Source organism: Enterobacter sp. HSTU-ASh6, from assembly GCF_026319105.1.
Lineage (GTDB): Bacteria > Pseudomonadota > Gammaproteobacteria > Enterobacterales > Enterobacteriaceae > Enterobacter > Enterobacter sichuanensis.
Map to the genome: position 1 here is coordinate 1 of NZ_WSPD01000033.1, position 20,077 is coordinate 20,077.

Annotated in this window: 18 protein-coding genes and 1 tRNA gene; 14 read left to right on the forward strand and 5 right to left on the reverse strand. The window is 53.7% G+C overall.

Translation table 11 applies throughout. The features are described from left to right. Positions 1 to 92: 92 nt before the first annotated feature. The 3 genes from GM298_RS22415 to shiA all read right to left on the reverse strand — a co-directional run bounded on the left by GM298_RS22415 (position 93) and on the right by shiA (position 4,719). Positions 93 to 1,859: an aminopeptidase P family protein gene (locus GM298_RS22415; protein WP_266155342.1), complete on the reverse strand. Its 1,767-nt coding sequence runs from the start codon at positions 1,857 to 1,859 to the stop codon at positions 93 to 95. An 18-nt stretch (positions 1,860 to 1,877) separates the two neighbouring features. Continuing rightward, positions 1,878 to 3,332: an AMP nucleosidase gene (locus tag GM298_RS22420; RefSeq protein ID WP_025759291.1), complete on the reverse strand. Its 1,455-nt coding sequence runs from the start codon at positions 3,330 to 3,332 to the stop codon at positions 1,878 to 1,880. A 73-nt stretch (positions 3,333 to 3,405) separates the two neighbouring features. Next, positions 3,406 to 4,719, reverse strand: coding sequence for a shikimate transporter (gene shiA, locus GM298_RS22425; protein WP_266155343.1), 1,314 nt, complete (start codon positions 4,717 to 4,719; stop codon positions 3,406 to 3,408). Positions 4,720 to 4,910: 191 nt separating this feature from the next. Between shiA and ldtA the strand changes: the two genes are divergently transcribed. Next, complete coding sequence (gene ldtA, locus GM298_RS22430; RefSeq protein ID WP_025759289.1) at positions 4,911 to 5,810, forward strand: L,D-transpeptidase; 900 nt, start codon at positions 4,911 to 4,913, stop codon at positions 5,808 to 5,810. 77 nt (positions 5,811 to 5,887) lie between these two features. Here ldtA and GM298_RS22435 read toward each other — a convergent pair. Further along, a tRNA-Asn gene (locus GM298_RS22435) sits at positions 5,888 to 5,963 on the reverse strand. 320 nt (positions 5,964 to 6,283) lie between these two features. Here GM298_RS22435 and nac point away from each other — a divergent pair. From nac to GM298_RS22500, 13 genes are all read left to right on the forward strand, one after another. Beyond that, complete coding sequence (gene nac, locus GM298_RS22440; protein ID WP_045286298.1) at positions 6,284 to 7,201, forward strand: nitrogen assimilation transcriptional regulator NAC; 918 nt, start codon at positions 6,284 to 6,286, stop codon at positions 7,199 to 7,201. A gap of 96 nt (positions 7,202 to 7,297) precedes the next feature. After that, on the forward strand, positions 7,298 to 8,248 hold the full coding sequence (gene cbl, locus GM298_RS22445) for an HTH-type transcriptional regulator Cbl (RefSeq protein WP_025759285.1): 951 nt from the start codon (positions 7,298 to 7,300) through the stop codon (positions 8,246 to 8,248). A gap of 473 nt (positions 8,249 to 8,721) precedes the next feature. Further along, positions 8,722 to 9,162, forward strand: a complete 441-nt coding sequence (locus tag GM298_RS22450) for a Rid family hydrolase (protein WP_126800768.1) — start codon at positions 8,722 to 8,724, stop codon at positions 9,160 to 9,162. Then, positions 9,155 to 10,345: an MFS transporter gene (locus tag GM298_RS22455; RefSeq protein ID WP_126800769.1), complete on the forward strand. Its 1,191-nt coding sequence runs from the start codon at positions 9,155 to 9,157 to the stop codon at positions 10,343 to 10,345. Before GM298_RS22450 ends, GM298_RS22455 begins: the two co-directional genes overlap by 8 nt. Before the next feature lie 48 nt (positions 10,346 to 10,393). After that, the gene (locus tag GM298_RS22460) at positions 10,394 to 11,644 is read left to right on the forward strand and encodes a cation:proton antiporter (RefSeq protein WP_266155344.1); all 1,251 of its coding nucleotides are present in this window, start codon (positions 10,394 to 10,396) and stop codon (positions 11,642 to 11,644) included. A 4-nt stretch (positions 11,645 to 11,648) separates the two neighbouring features. Next, complete coding sequence (locus GM298_RS22465) at positions 11,649 to 11,912, forward strand: acyl carrier protein (RefSeq protein WP_014884442.1); 264 nt, start codon at positions 11,649 to 11,651, stop codon at positions 11,910 to 11,912. Positions 11,913 to 11,914: 2 nt separating this feature from the next. Beyond that, a complete protein-coding gene (locus tag GM298_RS22470; RefSeq protein ID WP_266155345.1) occupies positions 11,915 to 13,360 on the forward strand; it encodes a class I adenylate-forming enzyme family protein in 1,446 nt (481 codons plus the stop codon). 9 nt (positions 13,361 to 13,369) lie between these two features. Further along, positions 13,370 to 14,053 carry a hypothetical protein gene (locus tag GM298_RS22475; RefSeq protein ID WP_266155347.1) on the forward strand — a complete coding sequence of 228 codons (684 nt, stop codon included), beginning with the start codon at positions 13,370 to 13,372 and terminating at the stop codon, positions 14,051 to 14,053. Positions 14,054 to 14,107: 54 nt separating this feature from the next. Further along, the gene (locus GM298_RS22480) at positions 14,108 to 15,226 is read left to right on the forward strand and encodes a beta-ketoacyl synthase N-terminal-like domain-containing protein (RefSeq protein ID WP_266155348.1); all 1,119 of its coding nucleotides are present in this window, start codon (positions 14,108 to 14,110) and stop codon (positions 15,224 to 15,226) included. Between the two features lie 15 nt (positions 15,227 to 15,241). After that, entirely contained in the window at positions 15,242 to 15,730 is a 489-nt protein-coding gene (locus tag GM298_RS22485) for a hypothetical protein (protein WP_266155349.1), read from the forward strand. A 19-nt stretch (positions 15,731 to 15,749) separates the two neighbouring features. Beyond that, the gene (locus tag GM298_RS22490; protein WP_126800773.1) at positions 15,750 to 17,441 is read left to right on the forward strand and encodes an NAD(P)/FAD-dependent oxidoreductase; all 1,692 of its coding nucleotides are present in this window, start codon (positions 15,750 to 15,752) and stop codon (positions 17,439 to 17,441) included. A 42-nt stretch (positions 17,442 to 17,483) separates the two neighbouring features. Continuing rightward, positions 17,484 to 18,809 (forward strand): aminotransferase class III-fold pyridoxal phosphate-dependent enzyme, encoded by a 1,326-nt coding sequence (locus tag GM298_RS22495; RefSeq protein ID WP_266155350.1) that lies wholly within the window; start codon positions 17,484 to 17,486, stop codon positions 18,807 to 18,809. Then, entirely contained in the window at positions 18,796 to 19,290 is a 495-nt protein-coding gene (locus tag GM298_RS22500) for a flavin reductase family protein (protein ID WP_025760076.1), read from the forward strand. Before GM298_RS22495 ends, GM298_RS22500 begins: the two co-directional genes overlap by 14 nt. 42 nt (positions 19,291 to 19,332) lie before the next feature. Here GM298_RS22500 and GM298_RS22505 read toward each other — a convergent pair whose 3' ends face one another. Continuing rightward, positions 19,333 to 19,941, reverse strand: coding sequence for a glutathione S-transferase family protein (locus GM298_RS22505; RefSeq protein WP_266155351.1), 609 nt, complete (start codon positions 19,939 to 19,941; stop codon positions 19,333 to 19,335). Positions 19,942 to 20,077: the final 136 nt, after the last annotated feature.

Genomic DNA, 20,077 nt, shown 5'->3' on the forward strand with positions numbered 1-20,077 from the left:
TGGCATCAGGTCAAACTCAGTGACAGTTTACCCGTCTGTTGACGGGTAACTGAAGTGACTTTAAACATACAAGGGCACCAGACCGCACGAAATTACACGCTAATCGGCGCCGTCGCCGCTTCCAGCCACGAACGCGCTTCGCTGTTCACCAGGGGTAACAGCGCCTCACGTACCTGCTGGTGATATGCATCCAGCCACGCTTTTTCCTGCTCGCTTAACAGATCCAGCTCGACCTGACTCAGGTCGATGGGGATCAGCGTCAGCGAAGCAAATTTGCAGAATCCCGGACGGCTCTCAACGATTTCTACCTGGTTTTCGATGCGGATACCGTGGCTATCGCCCAGATAATATCCCGGTTCGATAGTCATGATATTGCCCGCCACCAGCGGCCACGGATTGACCTTTTTGGCAATACGATGCGGGTTTTCATGGATCAGAAGCTGATGCCCCACGCCATGCCCCGTACCGTGATCGTAATCCAGCCCCATCTCCCACAATGGACGACGCGCGAAAGCATCCAGCTGATGTCCCTGAGTGCCGGAAGGAAACTGCAGGGTAATCAGCGACAGGAAGCCTCTCAACACGGCGGTGTAGTGCAGGCGCTGCTGCGGGTCGACCTGACCCCAGGCCAACGTGCGCGTGGCATCGGTAGTGCCATTAGCATACTGACCGCCGGAATCGTTCAGGTAAAACTGGTCATGAACGATGGGCTTGTTGCTGGCCTCGCTCGAATGGTAATGGCACATCGCCGCATTGCTGGAGGAGGCGGAGATGGTGGCAAAGCTTTGCTCGATAAACCCGGGCTGCTGTTTACGGAACGCAAGCTGTTGCGCCTGAACCTCCAGCTCGGTTAGCGGGTTTCCTGCCGCCTCGCGCAGCGGCACTTCACGGCTCAGCCAGGCAAGGAAGTTGACCCACGCGGCACCGTCCTGGTGATGACACTCGCGGTAACCCGCCAGTTCGACCGGGTTTTTGGTGGCCTTCATCAGGGTTATAGGGTCGGTCTGCCAGACAATCTCTCCCTGTGGCTCAATAGCGAAGCGCAGGGCTACCGGCGCGGAATCGGCATCTACCATTACCCGTTTACCGGCAGCAAGGCGCTGGCAGCGCTCGATAAAGGCGTCCTGCGGCGCAATAGTGAACGCATTGCGCACGGCGTCTGGCAGGGCGCTGAGCTTATTGTCGTTAACAAACCACTCAACATGACCGTCTCGACCCAGCAGGACAAAAGAGAGCGGTACCGGGCTGTAAGGGATATCTGCTCCCCGCACGTTCAGGAGCCAGGCGATATTGTCCGGCAGGGTAACGGCCAGATAATCGGCATGGCTGGCGGCCAGCACGGCGGCAACGCGCTGACGTTTGTCTGCGCTGCTTTCACCGCTGAGTTCAACCGGCATGCTACGAATAAGCCCCGCCGGTGCGGCAGGGCGGTCAGTCCACAGAGTATCAAAAGGCGATTCACTCAATGGCACCAGTTCGCACGCTGTGGCGGACAGCTGATCAAACTCCGTATTAGTCATCAGCAGCGGGTCAAAACCGATGCGCGTGCCTGCCCCCACGTTTTCCGCCAGCCATTGCGCCAGCGGCTCGTTATGCAGATGGTGGATCTCAATCTCATCCGTGTTGACCTGCACGCGCGCCTGAACCTGATAGCGGCCATCGACGAACAGCAGTGCTTTGTCCTGCAGCACCAGCGCCACACCGGCCGAACCGTCAAAGCCTGTCAGCCAGGCCAGCTTTTCATCGTAGGGCGCGCAGTATTCACTCTGCCAGGCATCGGCGCGCGGGACGATCATCCCGTCGAGATGGCTGGCTTCAAGCCACTGGCGCAGGGCAGAGAGAGGTGATGTGCTGTACATTATTTATCCTTGTCGTAATTAGCGGAACGGCGGCTCGTTGAAGGTGCGCAGCTTGCGGGAATGGAGTCTGTCCCCTTCCGCTCGCAGCAGGTCAATGGCGCGGATGCCAATCTGCAGATGTTCGGATATCGCCCCTTCATAGAAACGGTTGGCCTGGCCCGGCAGCTTAATTTCGCCGTGCAGCGGTTTATCGGAGACGCACAGCAGCGTGCCGTAGGGGACGCGGAAGCGATAGCCCTGCGCGGCGATGGTGGCGCTTTCCATATCAATCGCCACCGCGCGGCTCAGGTTAAACCGCAGCGCGGAGGCGGAGTAGCGCAGCTCCCAGTTGCGATCGTCCGTAGTGACGACCGTGCCGGTGCGCAGGCGCTGCTTAACTTCTTCGCCCGGCATGCCGCTCACCTCTTTGGTGGCGTCATACAACGCACGCTGGACCTCGGCGATGCTTGGGATGGGAATATCCGGCGGCAGTACGGCGTCAAGCACATGGTCATCACGCAGATAGGCGTGTGCGAGCACGTAATCGCCAATCAGCTGGCTTTCGCGCAGGCCGCCGCAGTGGCCAATCATCAGCCACACGTCCGGGCGCAGAACTGCCAGATGGTCGCAGATGGTTTTCGCATTCGACGGGCCGACGCCAATGTTAATCAACGTAATGCCCTGACCGTCGGCGGTGATCAGGTGCCAGGCTGGCATCTGATGCTTTTTCCACGCCAGGTCGGAAATCAGCTGCTCGGGGGCTTCGGTCTCTGCGGTGATCCAGATCCCGCCGGCACAGGAGAGCGCGATGTAAGGGCTCTCCGGGTCGAGGATTTGGCTGCAGCCCCAGCGGACAAACTCGTCGACGTAGCGAGTGTAGTTGGTAAAGAGCACGAAGGGTTGAAAATGTTCGGCTGGCGTACCGGTGTAGTGACGCAGGCGCGCCAGGGAGAAATCGACCCGGCGGGCATCAAAATGTGACAGAGGAGAAAACTCTGCCGGGTGATAAATGCCGTCAGCCGTCTCATCGCCAATCTGCGAAAGTTCCGTCGTCGGGAAGTGGCGGGTCAGGCCCGCGCTCATGGAGCGGTCCAGCGTTAACGCCGAGCCGTCAATCACGTACGGATAGGGGATCTCGTGCTGGGAAGGCTCAACGGCGATGTGCGCACCGTAGTCCTGGTACAGCAGCGTAAGCTGCTCTTCAAGGTAAGGGCGGAACAGCGCAGGGCGGGTGACGGTGGTGCTGTAGCAGCCGGAGTGGGTAAAACGGGCATAGGCGCGGGTTTTCGGCGTGGTGCTGGCGCTGCCGTCCCAGGTCACAGAGAGCGACGGATAAACAAAAAGGCCCTCGCTTCTGGCCTTTTCGTCGGGGAGTTTCCCTGTGTCGATATACTCGCTAATGGCGCTGCGCAGCGCGTTGACGGACTGTTCATACAGTGCGTCGAGTTTTTCCAGCGCCTGAGCCGGGGTCAGGCTGGAGCCCTTATTATTCATCTCTGTCTCCTTGTTCCACAGGTGTGCGACTCTACCCGATAGTATGTCACACGCCTGTGAAACAAAAGTGAGATCAGCGGTGGTGCGTCTCTTTCATCAGAAGCGCCGTCGCCGCAGAGAGCAGGCAGCCGGCCAGCAGATAAATCGCCACGCTGTGCCAGTTTCCGCCGGAGAAGGTCACCAGCGCGGCGGCAATAAAGGGGGTAAACCCGCCGCCGACGACGCTTGCAACCTGGTAACCCACGCCTGCTCCGCTGTAGCGGTAGCTGGCGCCGAACAGTTCGGTAAACATCGGCTGCTGGACGCAGACCACCATATCGTGAGCGATGTTCGCGAGCATAATGGCAAAGAAGACAATCCAGAATATCGACTGCGCCTCCAGCGCCATAAAGAAGGGCCAGGCGCTGAGGGTTCCCACCAGCGCCCCGGTGATATAAACGCGACGTCGACCAAAGCGGTCCGCCAGCCAGGCGAAACAGGGGATGGTCAGGCAGCTGATCCCGCCGACCACCAGGCCGATATTCAGAAACAGCTCTCGCGGCAGACCGAGATTCTGCGTTGAGTAGTTCAGCGCAAACGCGGTGACGATATACATCGTCAGCAGTTCGCACAGGCGCAGGGCGATAATTTTCAGAAAAGCGCCAGGGTGCTGCACCAGGGCTTCCATCACCGGCAGCCGCTTTTTGACGGCAGCTATTTCCTGCTGCTGTTCGAATTCAGCGGACTCTTCCATCCCGTTACGGATCCACAGCGCGGCGATGACCAGCACGATGCTGAAGATGAACGGAATGCGCCAGCCCCAGCTCAGGAACTGTTCGTCGGTGGTGAGCTGGCTGATTAAGGAGACCAGCCCGGTGGAAAGGAGCAGACCCACGCCATACCCGACCTGTACGCCGCTGCTGTAAAACGCTTTCTTATTTTTTGGCGCGCTCTCAACCGATAACAGCGCCGCGCCGCCCCACTCGCCGCCCACGGCGAACCCCTGAATGGCGCGCAGGGTAGCCAGTAGTACCGGTGCCCACCAGCCAATGGTGGAAAACGAAGGGAGGATGCCAATCAGCGCGGTGGCGATCCCCATCATCCAGACGGTGAGCATCAGCATACGTTTGCGACCGAGGCGGTCGCCGAAGTGGCCGAAGATCACGCCACCCAACGGGCGAAACAGAAAGCCGACGCCGAAGGTGGCAAACGCGGCGAGCGTGCCCATCGCGGGGCTGACCTGCGGGAAGAATTCGCGGTTAAAGACCAGGGCGGCGGTAATGCCGTAGAGCAGAAAATCATACCAGTCGACGACGGCACCCGCGAAGCTGCCGAGGGCGGCGCGGCGGGCACGATTGAGCGAAGGTGTCTCCTCGGTGGGATGTGTGGAGGTGAGAGTGGAATCCATAATTGTCCTGTCTGCACTGATTTTTAATTATTGGTATAAGAAAAAGTCACTCACAAAGCGGCCGTCACGTAAACGGAACTTATGAGACTACCGCGACAGGGAGCCTGTGCAAACTGATTTTATTTCCTGATGGGTAATGCAAAACGGCTACGCTATGCTTAGTGAAGAACGAAGCGACGGAGGAAGGGACGATGTGTCGTAAAGAGGTGTTGGGGTGTCTTGCTGCGTTGCTTATCAGCCAGAGCGTGCAGGCGGTGAGCTATCCGTTGCCGCCGACGGGCAGCCGACTGGTGGGAAGCGCGCAGGTCATCACCGTGCCGGATCGCAATACGTTACCGCTCGAGGCGTTTGCCGCACAGTACGGTCAGGGGCTAAGTAATATGCTGGAAGCGAACCCGGGCGTGGATCCTTTTTTGCCCAAATCCGGTACCCGGCTGGTTATTCCCCAGCAGCTGATTCTGCCTGACACCGTCCGGGAAGGCATTATCGTGAATGCGGCAGAAATGCGCCTCTACTATTATCCGCCCGGCGGCACTACCGTAGAAGTCCTGCCCATTGGCATCGGTCAGGCCGGGCGCGAAACGCCGCGTAACTGGGTGACGGCGGTTGAGCGTAAGCAGGAGGGACCGACATGGTCGCCGACGCCCAATACGCGCCGCGCCTATGCGGCAGAAGGCAAAACGCTGCCTGCATTCGTGCCTGCCGGGCCGGATAACCCGATGGGGCTGTATGCCATTTATATCGGCAGGCTGTACGCCATTCACGGCACCAACTCGAATTTTGGCATCGGGCTGCGGGTGAGCCAGGGCTGTATTCGTCTGCGCAATAACGACATCAAATACCTGTTCGATAACGTTCCGGTCGGAACCCGGGTACAGCTTATCGATCAGCCCGTTAAAGTCACCACCGAGCCGGACGGTAGCCGCTGGGTGGAAGTGCATGAGCCGTTGTCACGTAACCGTGCGGAATTTGAATCGACCCGGAAAGTGCCGCTGCCGATATCGGCCGCGCTGCGGACAGAGTTGATCAACGAGGGGGCAGGTGCTGAGCTGGAACGGCGGTCAGGGATGCCGGTGAAGCTCGGCAATTGAGGACATTTTCGCCACCCGACAATTTAACCCAACCCAGAAAAGCAAAAAGCCTGCTTTAAAAGCAGGCTTTTCAAATTTGGCTCCTCTGACTGGACTCGAACCAGTGACATACGGATTAACAGTCCGCCGTTCTACCGACTGAACTACAGAGGAATCGTGTGAACGGGGCGCATATTATCGACCTGCGTCTCCCTTGTCAAAGGGTGGATCAACGCCTTTTGATCGTTTGCTGACAAAATCGGCAAAGTGGCGTTTTTGACAGCGGAATGCACTGCTTTGGTGCGGATATACCCCTAATGGGGCAGATCATAAACTGCTGTTTCAGTAATAAAAGCCCCCTCCATGATTAGGATTCCTTATTTTCAGGTGGTTAGCGAACAATTCAGACCGCCTGGTAAAACTGGCATTCATATTGCAAAACCTGTTCAACAACGACAGCCGGTTCCGGCACAGCATTTCGAACAGGGGGCAAAATGAACTTAAGACGACTGAAATACTTCGTAAAAATCGTCGATATCGGCAGCCTGACTCAAGCGGCGGAAGTGCTGCATATCGCGCAGCCTGCGCTGAGCCAGCAGGTGGCTACTCTGGAAGGCGAGATGGATCAGCAGCTGTTGATCCGCACCAAACGCGGCGTTACGCCAACGGAAGCCGGTAAAATCCTTTATACCCACGCGCGCACCATCCTTCGCCAGTGTGAACAGGCGCAGCTGGCGGTTCATAACGTTGGCCAGACGTTGAGCGGGCATGTTTCTATCGGTCTGGCGCCGGGAACGGCCGCATCATCTATTACCATGCCATTGCTGCAGGCCGTTCGCGCTGAGCTGCCAGAAGTGCTGGTGTACCTGCACGAAAACAGCGGGTCCGTACTGAATGACAAACTGCTCAGCGGCCAGCTGGATATGGCGGTGCTTTACGATCGCTCCCCGGTCGCCGGGATCACCAGCCAGCCGCTGCTGAAAGAAGATCTTTATCTTGTGGGCACCCGCGACTGCCCGGGGCAGAGCGTTGACCTTACCGCGGTGGCAGAGATGAACCTCTATTTGCCGCGCGATTACAGCGCCGTGCGCGTGCGCGTGGACGAAGCCTTCTCCCTGCGCCGCCTGACGGCAAAAATCATCGGCGAAATCGACTCGATCTCCACGCTGACCGCAGCCATTGCCAGCGGAATGGGGGTCACGGTGCTGCCGGAATCCGCCGCGCGTTCGCTGTGCAGCGCGGCAAACGCCTGGATGGCGCGCATCACCACGCCTTCAATGAGCCTGCCGCTGTCGCTGAACATGTCCGCACGCGGCTCGCTGTCGCCGCAGGCGCAGGCGGTTAAAGAGATTTTGATGTCGCTGGTCAGCAAGCCATCGCTTGAGAACCGCGAACTTCAGCTCGTGAGCTGATATTCCATAAAAGCATAAGATGCTGGTTTTTATTATTTGTTCTGCAGCTCAGCTGACTCTAACAATAGAGCTATGTCAGATGCGCCGGAGTGAATCGTGAATTTCCAGCAACTTAAAATTATCCGTGAGGCGGCCAGGCGGGATTACAACCTGACCGAGGTCGCCAATATGCTTTATACCTCTCAGTCCGGCGTCAGCCGCCATATCCGCGAGCTGGAAGAGGAGCTGGGGATAGAGATCTTTATCCGCCGCGGTAAGCGCCTGCTCGGCATGACAGAGCCTGGCAAGGCATTGCTCACTATCGCGGAGCGGATCCTCAACGAGGCCAGCAACGTGCGTCGTCTGGCCGATCTCTTTACCAATGATGCCTCCGGCGTGCTCACCATCGCCACCACCCATACCCAGGCGCGCTACAGCCTGCCGCCAGTGATTAAAGCCTTCCGCGAACTCTTCCCGGAGGTGCGTCTGGAGCTTATCCAGGGCACGCCGCAGGAGATTGAAGTGCTGCTGCAAAACGGTGGGGCGGATATCGGCATCGCCAGTGAACGCCTGAGCAACGACCCGCTGCTGGTGGCCTTCCCGTGGTTCCGCTGGTATCACAGTCTGTTACTTCCGGTCGATCATCCCCTGAATCAGGTCTCTCCGCTGACGCTGGAGGAGATCGCAAAATGGCCACTGATTACCTACCGCCAGGGCATTACCGGACGTTCACGCATTGATGAAGCCTTCAACCGAAAAGGGTTAACGCCGGATGTGGTGCTCAGCGCGCAGGATTCCGATGTGATTAAAACTTACGTCGAGCTGGGGCTGGGTATTGGTCTGGTGGCGGAACAGTCCGGAGGCGAGCGCGAAGCCGGGAACCTGGTGCGTCTGGATACACGTCATCTGTTTGACGCCAATACCGTATGGCTGGGCCTCAAGCGCGGACAGCTCCAGCGCAACTATGTGTGGCGCTTTATCGAGCTCTGCAATGCCGGGCTGTCCGTTGATGAGATTAAACGCCAGGTCATGGAGCCGGAAGAAGTGGCGATTGATTATCAGATTTAAGCCCTTCATAGCACGACTCTCTCGTAAACAAGAAGCAAAAGCCTGCCCTTAAAAGCAGGCTTTTCTCTATTGAAGCCATTTAAAATTCTCCCCCTGGATTATTAAAACCTCTCAACAATAACGATTACGCGTGACGTCATAGGTTTGTCTTATATTATAATATTTCTCATATTTTACATTGGGTTACTTATAAGAATAAATGACGAAATACTGTTCTTTTTGCGTTCTGTATTATTTGTGCGTAATAAATATATCCGCTTAAATAAATGGGCATTTTTTTTGATGTTTATTTATTTTAGCTGGTATTGGTTTTGGGATATTTCGTTGGTTATTTATTACTTAATTTGTTTAATTTAATTGTTGATTGGTTAGCTGCGCTTACAGCTTATCCAGGAAATGCTTACTTAATTGTCAGTAAGATTTCAGATCAATTTTTTGTTATTTTTTCTGGACAAATTTGATCGGGTTGTAATATGTTTGTTTCACCCAATGATGAAAGGCATGACATTGTGGAATCAAAAAGACTTATTACTTCCGGCAGCAGCTGGGAGGAGGCTTTCGGTTTCTCGCGAGCGGTAGAAGCTGACGGTTGGCTATATATTTCAAAAACGGGACCTCTTAATTCTGGTGGTGAGATTGAATCTGATGATATCGCACTGCAAACGGAATGTGTTCTTAATAAGATCAAGGGGATACTCGAATCGAATGGTTATGCGATAGACGATGTAATACAAAGCAGGCTGTATCTGACTGAAATTGAACAATGGCAGCAGGTGGCTCGTATTCATGGGAACTATTTCCGTGATTCCAGACCTGCATTTACGTTATTGCATGTATTACCTTTTCCCGAGAAAAAAATGAAAGTGGCAATTGATATTGTGGCAAAAAAAAGACAGGGGGTAATTAATGAGTGATATCGCACAAGACAATGCGGTTTCGCCGTTGTTTATCTGGTTTGCCAGCATTGCGGCCGGTACCGCCATGGCGAATAACTATATTCTCCAGCCCGTATTACCTGCTATCGCGACATCTTTGCAGCTCCCCCTGTTTTATACCGGCTTCATTGCAGCGAGCATGCAAATAGGTTATATGCTGGGAATACTCTTTCTTGTTCCGCTGGGAGATAGCGTTAACCGTAAAAAACTGATCGTTTGTCAGTTTTTCCTCCTCTCGCTTGCGCTGTTCACTGCTTCCCTGACCCGTCAACCGTTGCTCCTTTTTAGCGCGGGAATTGTGACGGGCGCGATGGCGACAAGCGCAGTGCAGCTGAATGCGCTTGGATTTCATATTACGCCAAAAGGCGCCACGGTCGGTCTGATCACGATGGGTATTTCGGCAGGGATCCTGCTGGCAAGGCTAGTGGGCGGCAGTCTGGCCGATGCGCTTGGCTGGCGAGGGATGTTGGCCATCTTCGCCACCGTTATGGCCTCCATGGCGTTGTTGGCCATCAGATGTCTGCCCGATGTTAAGCCCGCAAGGGATACGGGGTATCTGAGCGTCATGGTGAAATTGCCGGGTTTACTGCGTAACGCGCGGCTGATTGAGTCTGCTGTAACTGGAGGCGCATGGTTTTTTGTCTTTAGCCTGTTATGGGTGACCATCATGCTTCATCTGCAAAGGCCGCCTTTGCATCTGCCTGCGGGAACCGCCGGATTATTTGGCCTGGCGGGTATCGTCGGTCTTGTACTGGCGAATTATGCGGGAAAACTGGCTGACCGCTTCGGGTGTCGCAGCGTGATTTTTAGCGGAATGGTACTCGTGGTGGCGGGAATAACCGTCCTGTTTCTCTTTCCTGCGTCCTTACCGGGGCTAACGCTGGGTATTATCTTATTCGATTTAGGGTGTTTTGCCGCGCAGGTGGCTAACCAGACGCGAGTTCTCGGACTACACCCGGATAAAAGAAGCAGCCTCTATGCGCTTTATATGTTCTTTTATTATGCAATGGGAGCAGCAGGGTCCGTTACTGGTCCGTGGGTGTATGAAAGATGGGACTGGCAGGGCATCTGTTTAGTGAGCGTCGTGATGGTGATTATTGCGATGATGACCACCGCAATAGGTCATTTTAACGAAAATAGCGTCGCCCACGTTTCGAACTGAACGTTTTTACTATCAATAAACTCAACGCTAGCTATGGCGGGGATACCCATGTTTATTATTCAGCTTTCCGTGATTGTTTTTGCCTGCTATGTCGTGGGCAAACTTATGGAGCAGATAGGTCAGGCGCAGGTCATTGGCCATATTGCTGCAGGCGTTTTATTGGGACCGACGTTCTTTCCCGGAATAATGTCGCTGTTCTCATTTCAAACCTCTTTATTTAGCCAGGAGTCGCTGACCACCATTGATAAGCTGGCGAATTTGGGCATGATTTTGCTCATGTTTGATATTGGGTTGTCGCATTTTCATGGTAATAACCATGGCCGCCGTAAGCAAACTATCGCTGCGTTAAAAATAGCGGCATTAGGCATGCTGCTCCCTTTTATCGGTGGCGTGTTAGCGGGGAATTCGGTACATGCCGAACTGGCGCCACAAACCGATCGTCTTTTATTTAATATCTTTATGGGAACGGCACTGGCGGTATCCGCTCTGCCGGTGATTGTGAGGATCATTGAAGACTTAAAGATGCTTCACCTGGCTATCATTCCTCCCGTCATCACAGCTGCCATTCTTACCGATGTGACAGGCTGGGGGATTTTGGCTTTGGACAGCGTATTTGCTGCGGTTGAAGGAAAATCCGATTCGCTGTGGTCTTATTTATCGGTCGTGACGGTAACCCTGGTACTGTATTGGCTGGTGACCTGCAAAGTCGTGGTGCCACTTCTCATTCGGTATGCGCACAAACCTGAGATGAGATTTCCGGCGATTATTTTTTGGATTTTGATCAGCGCGTGGGGAGCGGATTATCTTCACCTGCACAGTGGTTTCGGTGCGTTGCTGGCGGGCAGTATGCTCGCGCGAATCCCCGGGTTAGCAAAGCAATGGCACGCAAGTATGAACGGCTTCATGCACTATGTTTTACTGCCCGTGTTGTTTGTCAGTGCCGGTCTGAAAACGCATTTCGACTTCAGTATGGCATCGCAGGATATTGCCTGGATAATCGGGTTCACCTTACTGGCATTTATGACCAAGTTCAGTGGTGCTCTGCTTGGGGCGCGTATTTCAGGCTATTCACTACGTGACGCCTCCATGATTGGCGCGCTCATGAATACGCGTGGTCTGATGGAACTGGTCGTGCTGTCCATTGGGCTCGAATTGCACCTTATTTCGCAACGTGTCTACTCGATTATGGTCATCGTGGCGCTCGTGGTGACGGCAACGACACCGCCAATATTACGTTGGTTAAATAAAGAATCCTCTTCCGCTGTAGTAAATAAAACGCTTGAAAACATTAAAGGGTAAAATTATGAAACTGGATATGCCTGTGATTGTCGATCGTATTAAAGAAATCATCGCTGAACGTATTGGTCTGGACGTCGAGCGCGAAGATATTGCTGACGAAACCGGTCTCGCCTCAATGGTAGGAATGGATTCTATTGGATTTGTCGAATTACGCTTCCAGTGCGAGGAAGAATTTAATATTAAAGTTGAGGATAAAGAGTTTTCACCCGCGAATTTTTATTCATGCCAAACCCTTTCGCGTTTCATTATGAATAAGCTTGGAGCCTGAAAATGCTAACGCGAGCAGAAGAACGTGCCGCTTTCGTTCCCTATGAGCCTGCCGGTTTATTTTCTCCGGTGCTGGCAACGTCTGCGGTGGGGACCAGCGGCGCTGAAGGAGAGAGTTATCAATACTATGTCGATTACTGGCAGCGGCAGAGTTTAGAACCCGGTCAGGTGGTGCTGATAGCGATGCCGAACTGCCCGGACTTGATGTACATGTTCTTTGCCGTCCTCAACAGCGGCTTTGTGCCAGCGCTGATCCCGCCGCTCACGCCAGCAGAACGCATTCTGCAAATGCTTGAGGACTTTGCAGCAGGGGCGCTGGTGCGAACGCCGGTTCAGCAAGGGCGTTGGCAGGAACTGGGGGTGAGCGCAACTGAAAGCCTAGGGCGCTGGCAGGTGGGAAAATGCCGTCATGGCGGCCCCGTACAGACACAGCCGGGGCAGGTCGTGATTGCCACGTCCGGGACGTCATCGTCGTTCAGCAGCGGGTGTGTTCATCATTTTGATTCTCTGCGCCGTAACGCGCTGCGCCACGCCAAAAGTATCGGTATGAGCGCCAGTGACAGGGTATTGATCAGTTTGCCGATGTGCTATTCCACCGCGCTGGTTGCACAGATGATTGCTGCCCTGGAGACCGGCTGTGAAATGGTTATCAGTGGGCCTCCGTTTTCTGTCCCCCATTATCTGGATGATTTACAACGATACGGCGTTACCCTCAGCTCGCTTACTCCCGTATTACTGCGACAGCTGAACGCCTGGGAAACCACGCTTCCGCCGGGTTTGAAAAAACTGACGATTGGGGGCGATCTGGCTGCGCCGAAAGAGGTGGAAGCCTTCTTACTCCGGCAGCCATGGCTTGAGCTATATCTGACTTATGGCATCAGCGAAGCCGGACCCCGAGTGTCGACGTGCCCGGCACATCTGCTGGGGAGAGGATATTATGCTTCAGCCGGACGTCCTATTGACCAGACGGAAGTTCGCATCCTGCCAGGTGCAGACGGGCAGGACGGGCAGGGGGAGTTGCTGATTTGTTCTGATACCTTGCTTGTAAAACGTATCGGGCGGGGTAACCGACAAACGTTTATTGAGCTTGATGGCAAACGCTGGCTTCGCACTGGAGATATCTTCTTCCAGGACGCTGATGGGTTCCTTTTTTTCAAAGGCAGAATCAGTGATTTCATTGTCATTAGGGATGAGAAGGTCAATATCGGTGCCGTGAAACAGCTGTGCCGGGAAATTAAAGGGGTAATGACCTGCAAAACCCAAATCGTCAGTGAGGGTGACCAAATAGCGGGGTTCGATATTTTTTTGACCTGCGACGAATCATTGATCAATGAAACCAATTGCCAGCAGCACAGTGCCCTCCTGCTGAAAAAACTCAAACGCCACGAACGGCCGCGAAATATAAACTTTGTTTATTGTGGCGCGGCCTCATTAACACAATATAAATAAGGTGATGTCATGAATGATGAACTTCGGGAACTGGCACGGGCGGTCATTGAAAAATATCACTTGACGAACCTTGAGGATATTTTGCGTGAAGTGCCAAAAACAATGTGTCATGTCCTCCAGGAATCAGATGTGTTTGAAACATGGCCAGCGGACATCGTTCGCCTCAAGTTCCCTGAGGAACACTGGGATTATTATATTTCACGTTATGAGCATTTTCGCGACGAGGTCATACGTAACCTGACGCCTCAGGATTATCTTCGCGAAATGCTGAAACAAACACAGCGTTTACCCTGTTTCTGTTCGGAAATGGCCGATGTCGCGGCGATACTGTATAGCCAGATTATCAATAAACCCGTGTATTCATTACGAAATATTTTTGTGAATTATCTTTATTTACCCCGCCCATGGCATTGTATTAATGCGGTGGTGGAGAATGAGCGGATTCGGTATTTTGATATTTCTGCTTATGCCCAGGTGCTGGACCGTAAAAGAAGGAAAGTGGTTAAGCCTGCCGAGCTGGATGGGTTTGATGCGACAGATATCACATTCGATTTCATTGAAGGTCCACGCTGGCTACAAAAAGAGCCTTATCAACGGAAAATAGAATTAACTGCAGGCGAGATCAAAGATAATTTTTATCCTTCTCCGCTTGAGAATAAGCCATTTAACGAATTTTTACGCACCTTCAACTGATATATCGTTAATTCAATTTAACCAGCTTACCGTATTATTTTCGGTAAAGGAAAAATGATGACTACTACAACGTATGTCGCAAATGTTGTCGGCATGGGATGGACAACTGCGTCTGGCGATGGCATCGAGGATGTTTTTCAGACCTTACTGGAAAGCCAGACCGGTATTGCGCCAGCGCCATCGGAGCGAAGTTTGCGTACTGAACTGGCCGCTATGCTGCCGGGCGAGTGGCCAGCAGAAATGCGCGAAAAACTGATCGCGTTGACAAAACGTACTGCCCTCCGGGCGCTTGAAGATGCGGGGGCAGGAGAACCCGTGCCGGAGGAGCGGCGCTTTTTGATTGTGGGTACCAGTCTTGGATTCCGTCTCGACAGCGAGGCATTTTGCCGGGAGCCTCTCGACAGTTGGGTTAACGAGGTGGCGGCGTCGCTGGGGATGGAAGGGATCGCCCTCTCTACCGCCTGCTCATCGGGCTCAGATGCCCTTCTTCTGGGGGCGCATTTAATTGCGACGGGGCAAGCAGACCTGTGCGTATGCGGCGGGGCGGATATTCTTACTGATTCAAAACGTCTGGCCCATAGCGCGCTGGGTACGCTTTCCCTTTCTACCCTGAAATCGTTCGATGCCACACACGAGGGTACCATTCTCGGAGAAGGGGCCGGTTTTCTGGTATTGCAACGGGAAGGCGGGTCTGCGCCACGCGTGCTGGCCAGGCTTGTCGGCGCGGGGGCGTCTAACGATGCGGCGGGACTGACCGCGCCGGATGAGCAAGGCAATGGCATCCGCCTGGCATTGCAGCGTGCCCTGACGCAGGCAGGACTTGAGCCTGGCGACATTGCGCTTATTAATGCGCACGGTTCGGGTACCTTGACCAACGATCGGGTTGAAAGCAATGCCTATAACCAGTTTTTCACGCATCGTCCCTGGGTCTTCGCCACAAAGGGTAATTTTGGCCATACGCTAGGGGCTACAGGGGCGCTGGAAGCCATCGCGCTCATTCACAGCCTCAATACGGGCACGATCCCCCCGGTCTATGAGCTGAAAAAACCAATTGATGGCCTGCGCTTTAATTTACCCGCCACACAGTCTCAGCCCTTAAAGGGAAAAACGGGTTTGAGCATGACGATTGGGTTTGGGGGTTTTAACACCTGCCTGATATTTACCGTAATGTAAAACGGGGGTCAGCTAATGAAAATCGTTTCTTCAAGTACCGCAAGCTCATTAATCTGGTCAGATTTAGATGAGACCTTGCGCCGGGGGTTAAAAACAGCAGACCCGTTGTCATTAAATGTGCTGTTTACTGTCAATAAAATTTATCAACAGCATCAGGCATTGCTGGATAAGCATCATGAGAGTGTCGGGTTTATTCAGTTTGGTACGGCATTCCCTGTAAATACCAGTGAGAAAATTATTAATGACATGGCAATAAAATCGCGCGTCTCGCCGATCGATTTTATTAATGCCAATGTGGGGGCGCCCGTTTCCATTTGCTGTACGCGCTTTCGCTTTCAGGGGCCTACTTTGGTACTGACGATGCCGCAGCGCACCGGCAAAGAGATTGCTATGTCTCTGGCGAGGGAATGGTTAACGCAACAAGCGACATATCTTTTTCTGATTCAGGCCGATCACGCGCGTGAAAATGAAATCGAAATAACAACACAGTTAGTCTCACAGTAATATTATTAAGGGTAAAGCAATGAAACAAAGTCATTATGATGTGGCCATCATCGGGAGTGGTATTGCTGGAACCATGCTCGGCGCTATTCTGGCAAAACAGAAATTGAACGTGGTGATTATTGATGCAGGTACCCATCCTCGCTTTGCAGTGGGGGAATCGATGGTACCGGAAAGTGCTGTGCTTTTGAAAATACTTGCCCGCCGGTACAATATTCCTGAGCTGGCGTGGCCGGGGGAAATTCATGCACTGATGGAGAATATTGGCACGTCGAGCGCAGGAATTAAACTGGCATTCAGCTTTGCATGGAACGGTAAGAATAAAGCGCATAATCCGCAGGACGTTGTGTCGACACCGGTACTGTCTCCGGAAGCGCATCTGTTCCGCCAGGATATTGATGCCTATTACCTGGCGCTGGCCGCGCGTCTGGGTGCAGACATTCGCCAGCAAACCCGCATTCAGTCTATTGAAGAAACCGGCGACGGGATGCTGCTGGATCTGGGTAAAGAACAGATCCAGGTAAAATATGTCGTGGATGCTGCAGGCTTTCGCTCACCGGTTGCCGATAAGTTCGGCCTGCGCGAAGGTGCGCGTGAGATGCAGAGCCGTACCCGTTCGTTGTTCACCCATATGACAGGCGTCAAACTGTATGAAGACGTCATCGCCTCAACGGATGTGACCGGTTCGCCGACCCCGCTCTCACAGAGTACGCTGCATCACATGTTTGAAGGCGGCTGGCTCTGGATTATTCCTTTCAACAATCATCCCTATTCGACCAATACCTTATGTAGCGTTGGCCTGCAGTTCGATATCGATAAACATGGTCCTGCAGGAGACCCGGAAGAAGAGTTTACCCGTTTTCTCGATGAACACCCCTCCGTTGCCCGCCACTTTGAAAGCGCAGCCCGGGTACGTGAATGGACCGTTGCACCTCGCCTGAATTACACCAGCCGCGAAAGCGTAGGCGAGCGTTACTGTCTTTTAGGCCATGCGGTGGGCTTTGTCGATCCGCTGTTCTCGCGCGGGTTAGTCAATACGTTCGAATCGATTCTGCGCGTCGCGCCTAAAATTGTTCATGCCGTCAGACAGGATGACTGGTCAAAAGAGCGTTTCTCCAGCTATCAGGATTACAGCCTGGAAGTGGTAAAAGTTAACGACAGGCTGGTGGCAAATTCATTCACCGCATTTGATAGCTTCCCGCTGTGGAATGCGTGGTTCCGTATCTGGATTAGCGGCAGCTACATTGGCGTTTTGCGCCTGCGCAAAATCCTGAGCGACTACCAGCAGCACGGTGATGACGAGCGCCTCGAGAAGGAATTTGAAAGCGCCACCTGGCCCGGCCACCTTTCCATTGAAAGCCCGTACTATGAGGCTATTTTCGATAAAGCCTGCGAAACAATGGAAGCCTATCGCGCTGGTCATCTTCCTGAAAAAGAGGTGATTGCTACGCTTCATGCGCTTTTTGCTGACAACCGCGAGCATTTCCCGATCGATTTTTCAGATTTCACCAATCGCTACCTCTCCCGGGCAACGGAGGAATTCGCCGATTCCCTGTTCTACTGGGCTCATAACGCGCCTGGCGGCATTGGCCACTTGTTCGATCGCGGGGATAAACCGGTCCGATTCGATTTCCTCGATCCTTACCGCTATGGCGATCGTCAGCAGTTAAACCAGCATGCTGATGCCATGTTGCAACAGATGCGTCATCAATAACCTGACGGGCGGCTGTCCGGGCCGCCCCCTGAGGAGAGCGTTATGGATACGGTAGTCGAACAACTTTTACAGCGACGGGAGGGCGCGGTAGCCCGTGGCATAAACCAGATGCATCCGGTGTATATTCAGCGAGCAGAGAATGCGGTGATATATGACGTCAACAATCGACGCTACATCGATTTTTCCGGCGGCATTGCCGCGCTGAATACCGGGCATCTCCATCCTAAAGTCATCGCGGCTGTGGAGCGCCAGCTGCATCAGTTTACCCACAGCTGTTTTGCCGCCACCCCTTATGAATCGTATATCGCGGTGTGTGAACGTATTAACGCCCTCATGCCCGGAGATTTTGACCGGCGCAGTTTTCTCCTGACGACGGGGTCTGAAGCGGTGGAAGGCGCGCTTAAGGTTGCCCGTGCAGCCACCGGGCGCAGCGGGGTAATTGTCTTCAGCGGTGCCTATCACGGGCGTACGTTTATGACGCTTGCGATGAATGGCAAAATTGCGCCCTATAGCCAGGGGATGGGTGTCATGCCTGGCCCGGTCTTTCGGGCTCCCTTTCCGCAGGGAGAGACGGAGCGTGATATTGCGCAGGCGCTGGCTGGCCTCAGGGCGATATTAACGAGCGATATTGCGCCGCAGGATGTGGCCGCCATCGTCATCGAACCCGTTCAGGGAGAGGGCGGGTTTTACGTCGTGCCGCCTGCGTTTATGCGTGGTCTGCGTGAACTCTGCGACCGGGAAGGTATCGTGTTAATCGCTGATGAAGTCCAGTCTGGCGCGGGTCGCACGGGGACGTTCTTTGCTATCGAACAAACCGGCGTTGACGCCGATTTAATCGTGTTCGGAAAATCTGTTGCCGGCGGACTTCCGCTGTCTGGCGTTGTCGGTCGCGAGTCGCTTATCAACCAGGTGGCACCGGGCGGTCTTGGCGGAACCTGGGCAGGCAATCCGCTTTCCTGCGCGGCAGCGCTGGCGGTACTTGACCTCTTTGAGGAGAAGGACCTGCTGGGCGCAGCCCGCCGTCTGGGTCAGCGTCTGCGCAAAGCCTTAGAGTCCATTGTCAGCCCGCTGGCGATTGGCTATGAAATACGCGGAGTCGGGGCCATGATTGCGCTGGAGCTTTTTTCTCTGGAGAACGGAGAGCGAACGCCGGCGACCGGGCTTATCGATCGGTTAGTCAAAAGCTGTACCCGTGAAGGCCTAATTCTTCTTAAATGTGGCAAACAGGCGAATGCCATCCGCTTTTTAATGCCCTTGACGATTGAAGACAGCGTTCTGAATGAAGGGCTGACAATTTTTGCTGGCGCGCTGCAACAGCAGATCGCGTCTACAGGTTTAACAGAGGTGAAACGATATGGCGCAGTTTGATAGCCGAACCTTACGCAATGTATTTGGTCAATTCGCCACTGGCGTGTGTGTCGTGACTATGATGGATAAAGATAACCATTTCCATGGGTTAACCATCAGTAGCTTTAACACCGTTTCCCTGGAACCCCCACTGGTACTCTGGAGCCTGCGTAAGCAATCCTGGTACGCTCAACATTTTCTGAAGACGGAAGCCTTTGCGATAAATGTCCTGTCGGGGCATCAGCATCAGGTTAGCGATATTTTTGCCAGCGCAGGCAGCGATAAATTTCATCGTGTAGACCACCGGGTCAGTAGCTATAAACTGCCTTTAATTGACGGCGCACTTGCGCACCTTGAATGTAAAATGTGGCGTCAGGTAGACGGTGGCGATCACTGGATCTTTATCGGTGAAGTGGTGGATTCGTTACATACTGAAGGTGAGCCGCTCATCTTCTTCAACGGTCGCTATGCGACCACCGCCGGTCTGTCGATTCCAGCCTAAAAAAAAGGGGCTGAAAAGCCCCATAACACGCCGAGCGAAGCGTTAACTGAAAGGGTACTTCTTAAATGCCGCCTGGTTTTCGAAAACGTCGGCAACCGCCTGAATCTTTTTAAAATCACCGGCGTTAACGACGTGAGGGATCATTGACTGAATAAATGTCCAGATAACCGTACTGGTGACCGCAACCTGATCGGCCACCGCATTATCCGGACGCCGTTCCAGCAGGGTGTTCCATTCCCGGCAGGCAGCCAGCAACTGGTGGGTGATGCGTTCTATCCATGGATTGTGCTGCTTCTCCGCCGGGCGCAGGTGGTGTTCATACACATTTTGGACCGCTTTCTCCGCGGCGGCGAGGATAAAGCCCAGCGTCTGCAGATCGTTTGCCAGCGCCTCCGGTGCCACGGGCAGCAGTCTCCGTTCAGGGGCAGCCTGGGCCTCAAAATAATTCAGTATCAGCGATGAGTCCATCAGACGTGTGCCATTATCCAGAACCAGCGTGGGCGCTTTTACCGCAGGGTTGATCCGGGAAAATTCCTCAAATGTGCTGAATACCGACAGCGGCTGGCTTTCAAACGCAACGCCATAAAGTTCCAGGGAGACCGCCACGCGGCGTACATAAGGAGAATCCATCATGCCAATCAGCTTTATCATGATTCCTGTTTTCCTTTCTGTGTGAAAAAACGCTTCATAGAAGATGATAAACAGACATTACAATAAATTCGTTATGGCGAATATCATCAGTATCTTACGGCCTGAGTTAGTATTACTGACATATTGGCCGGTTGCC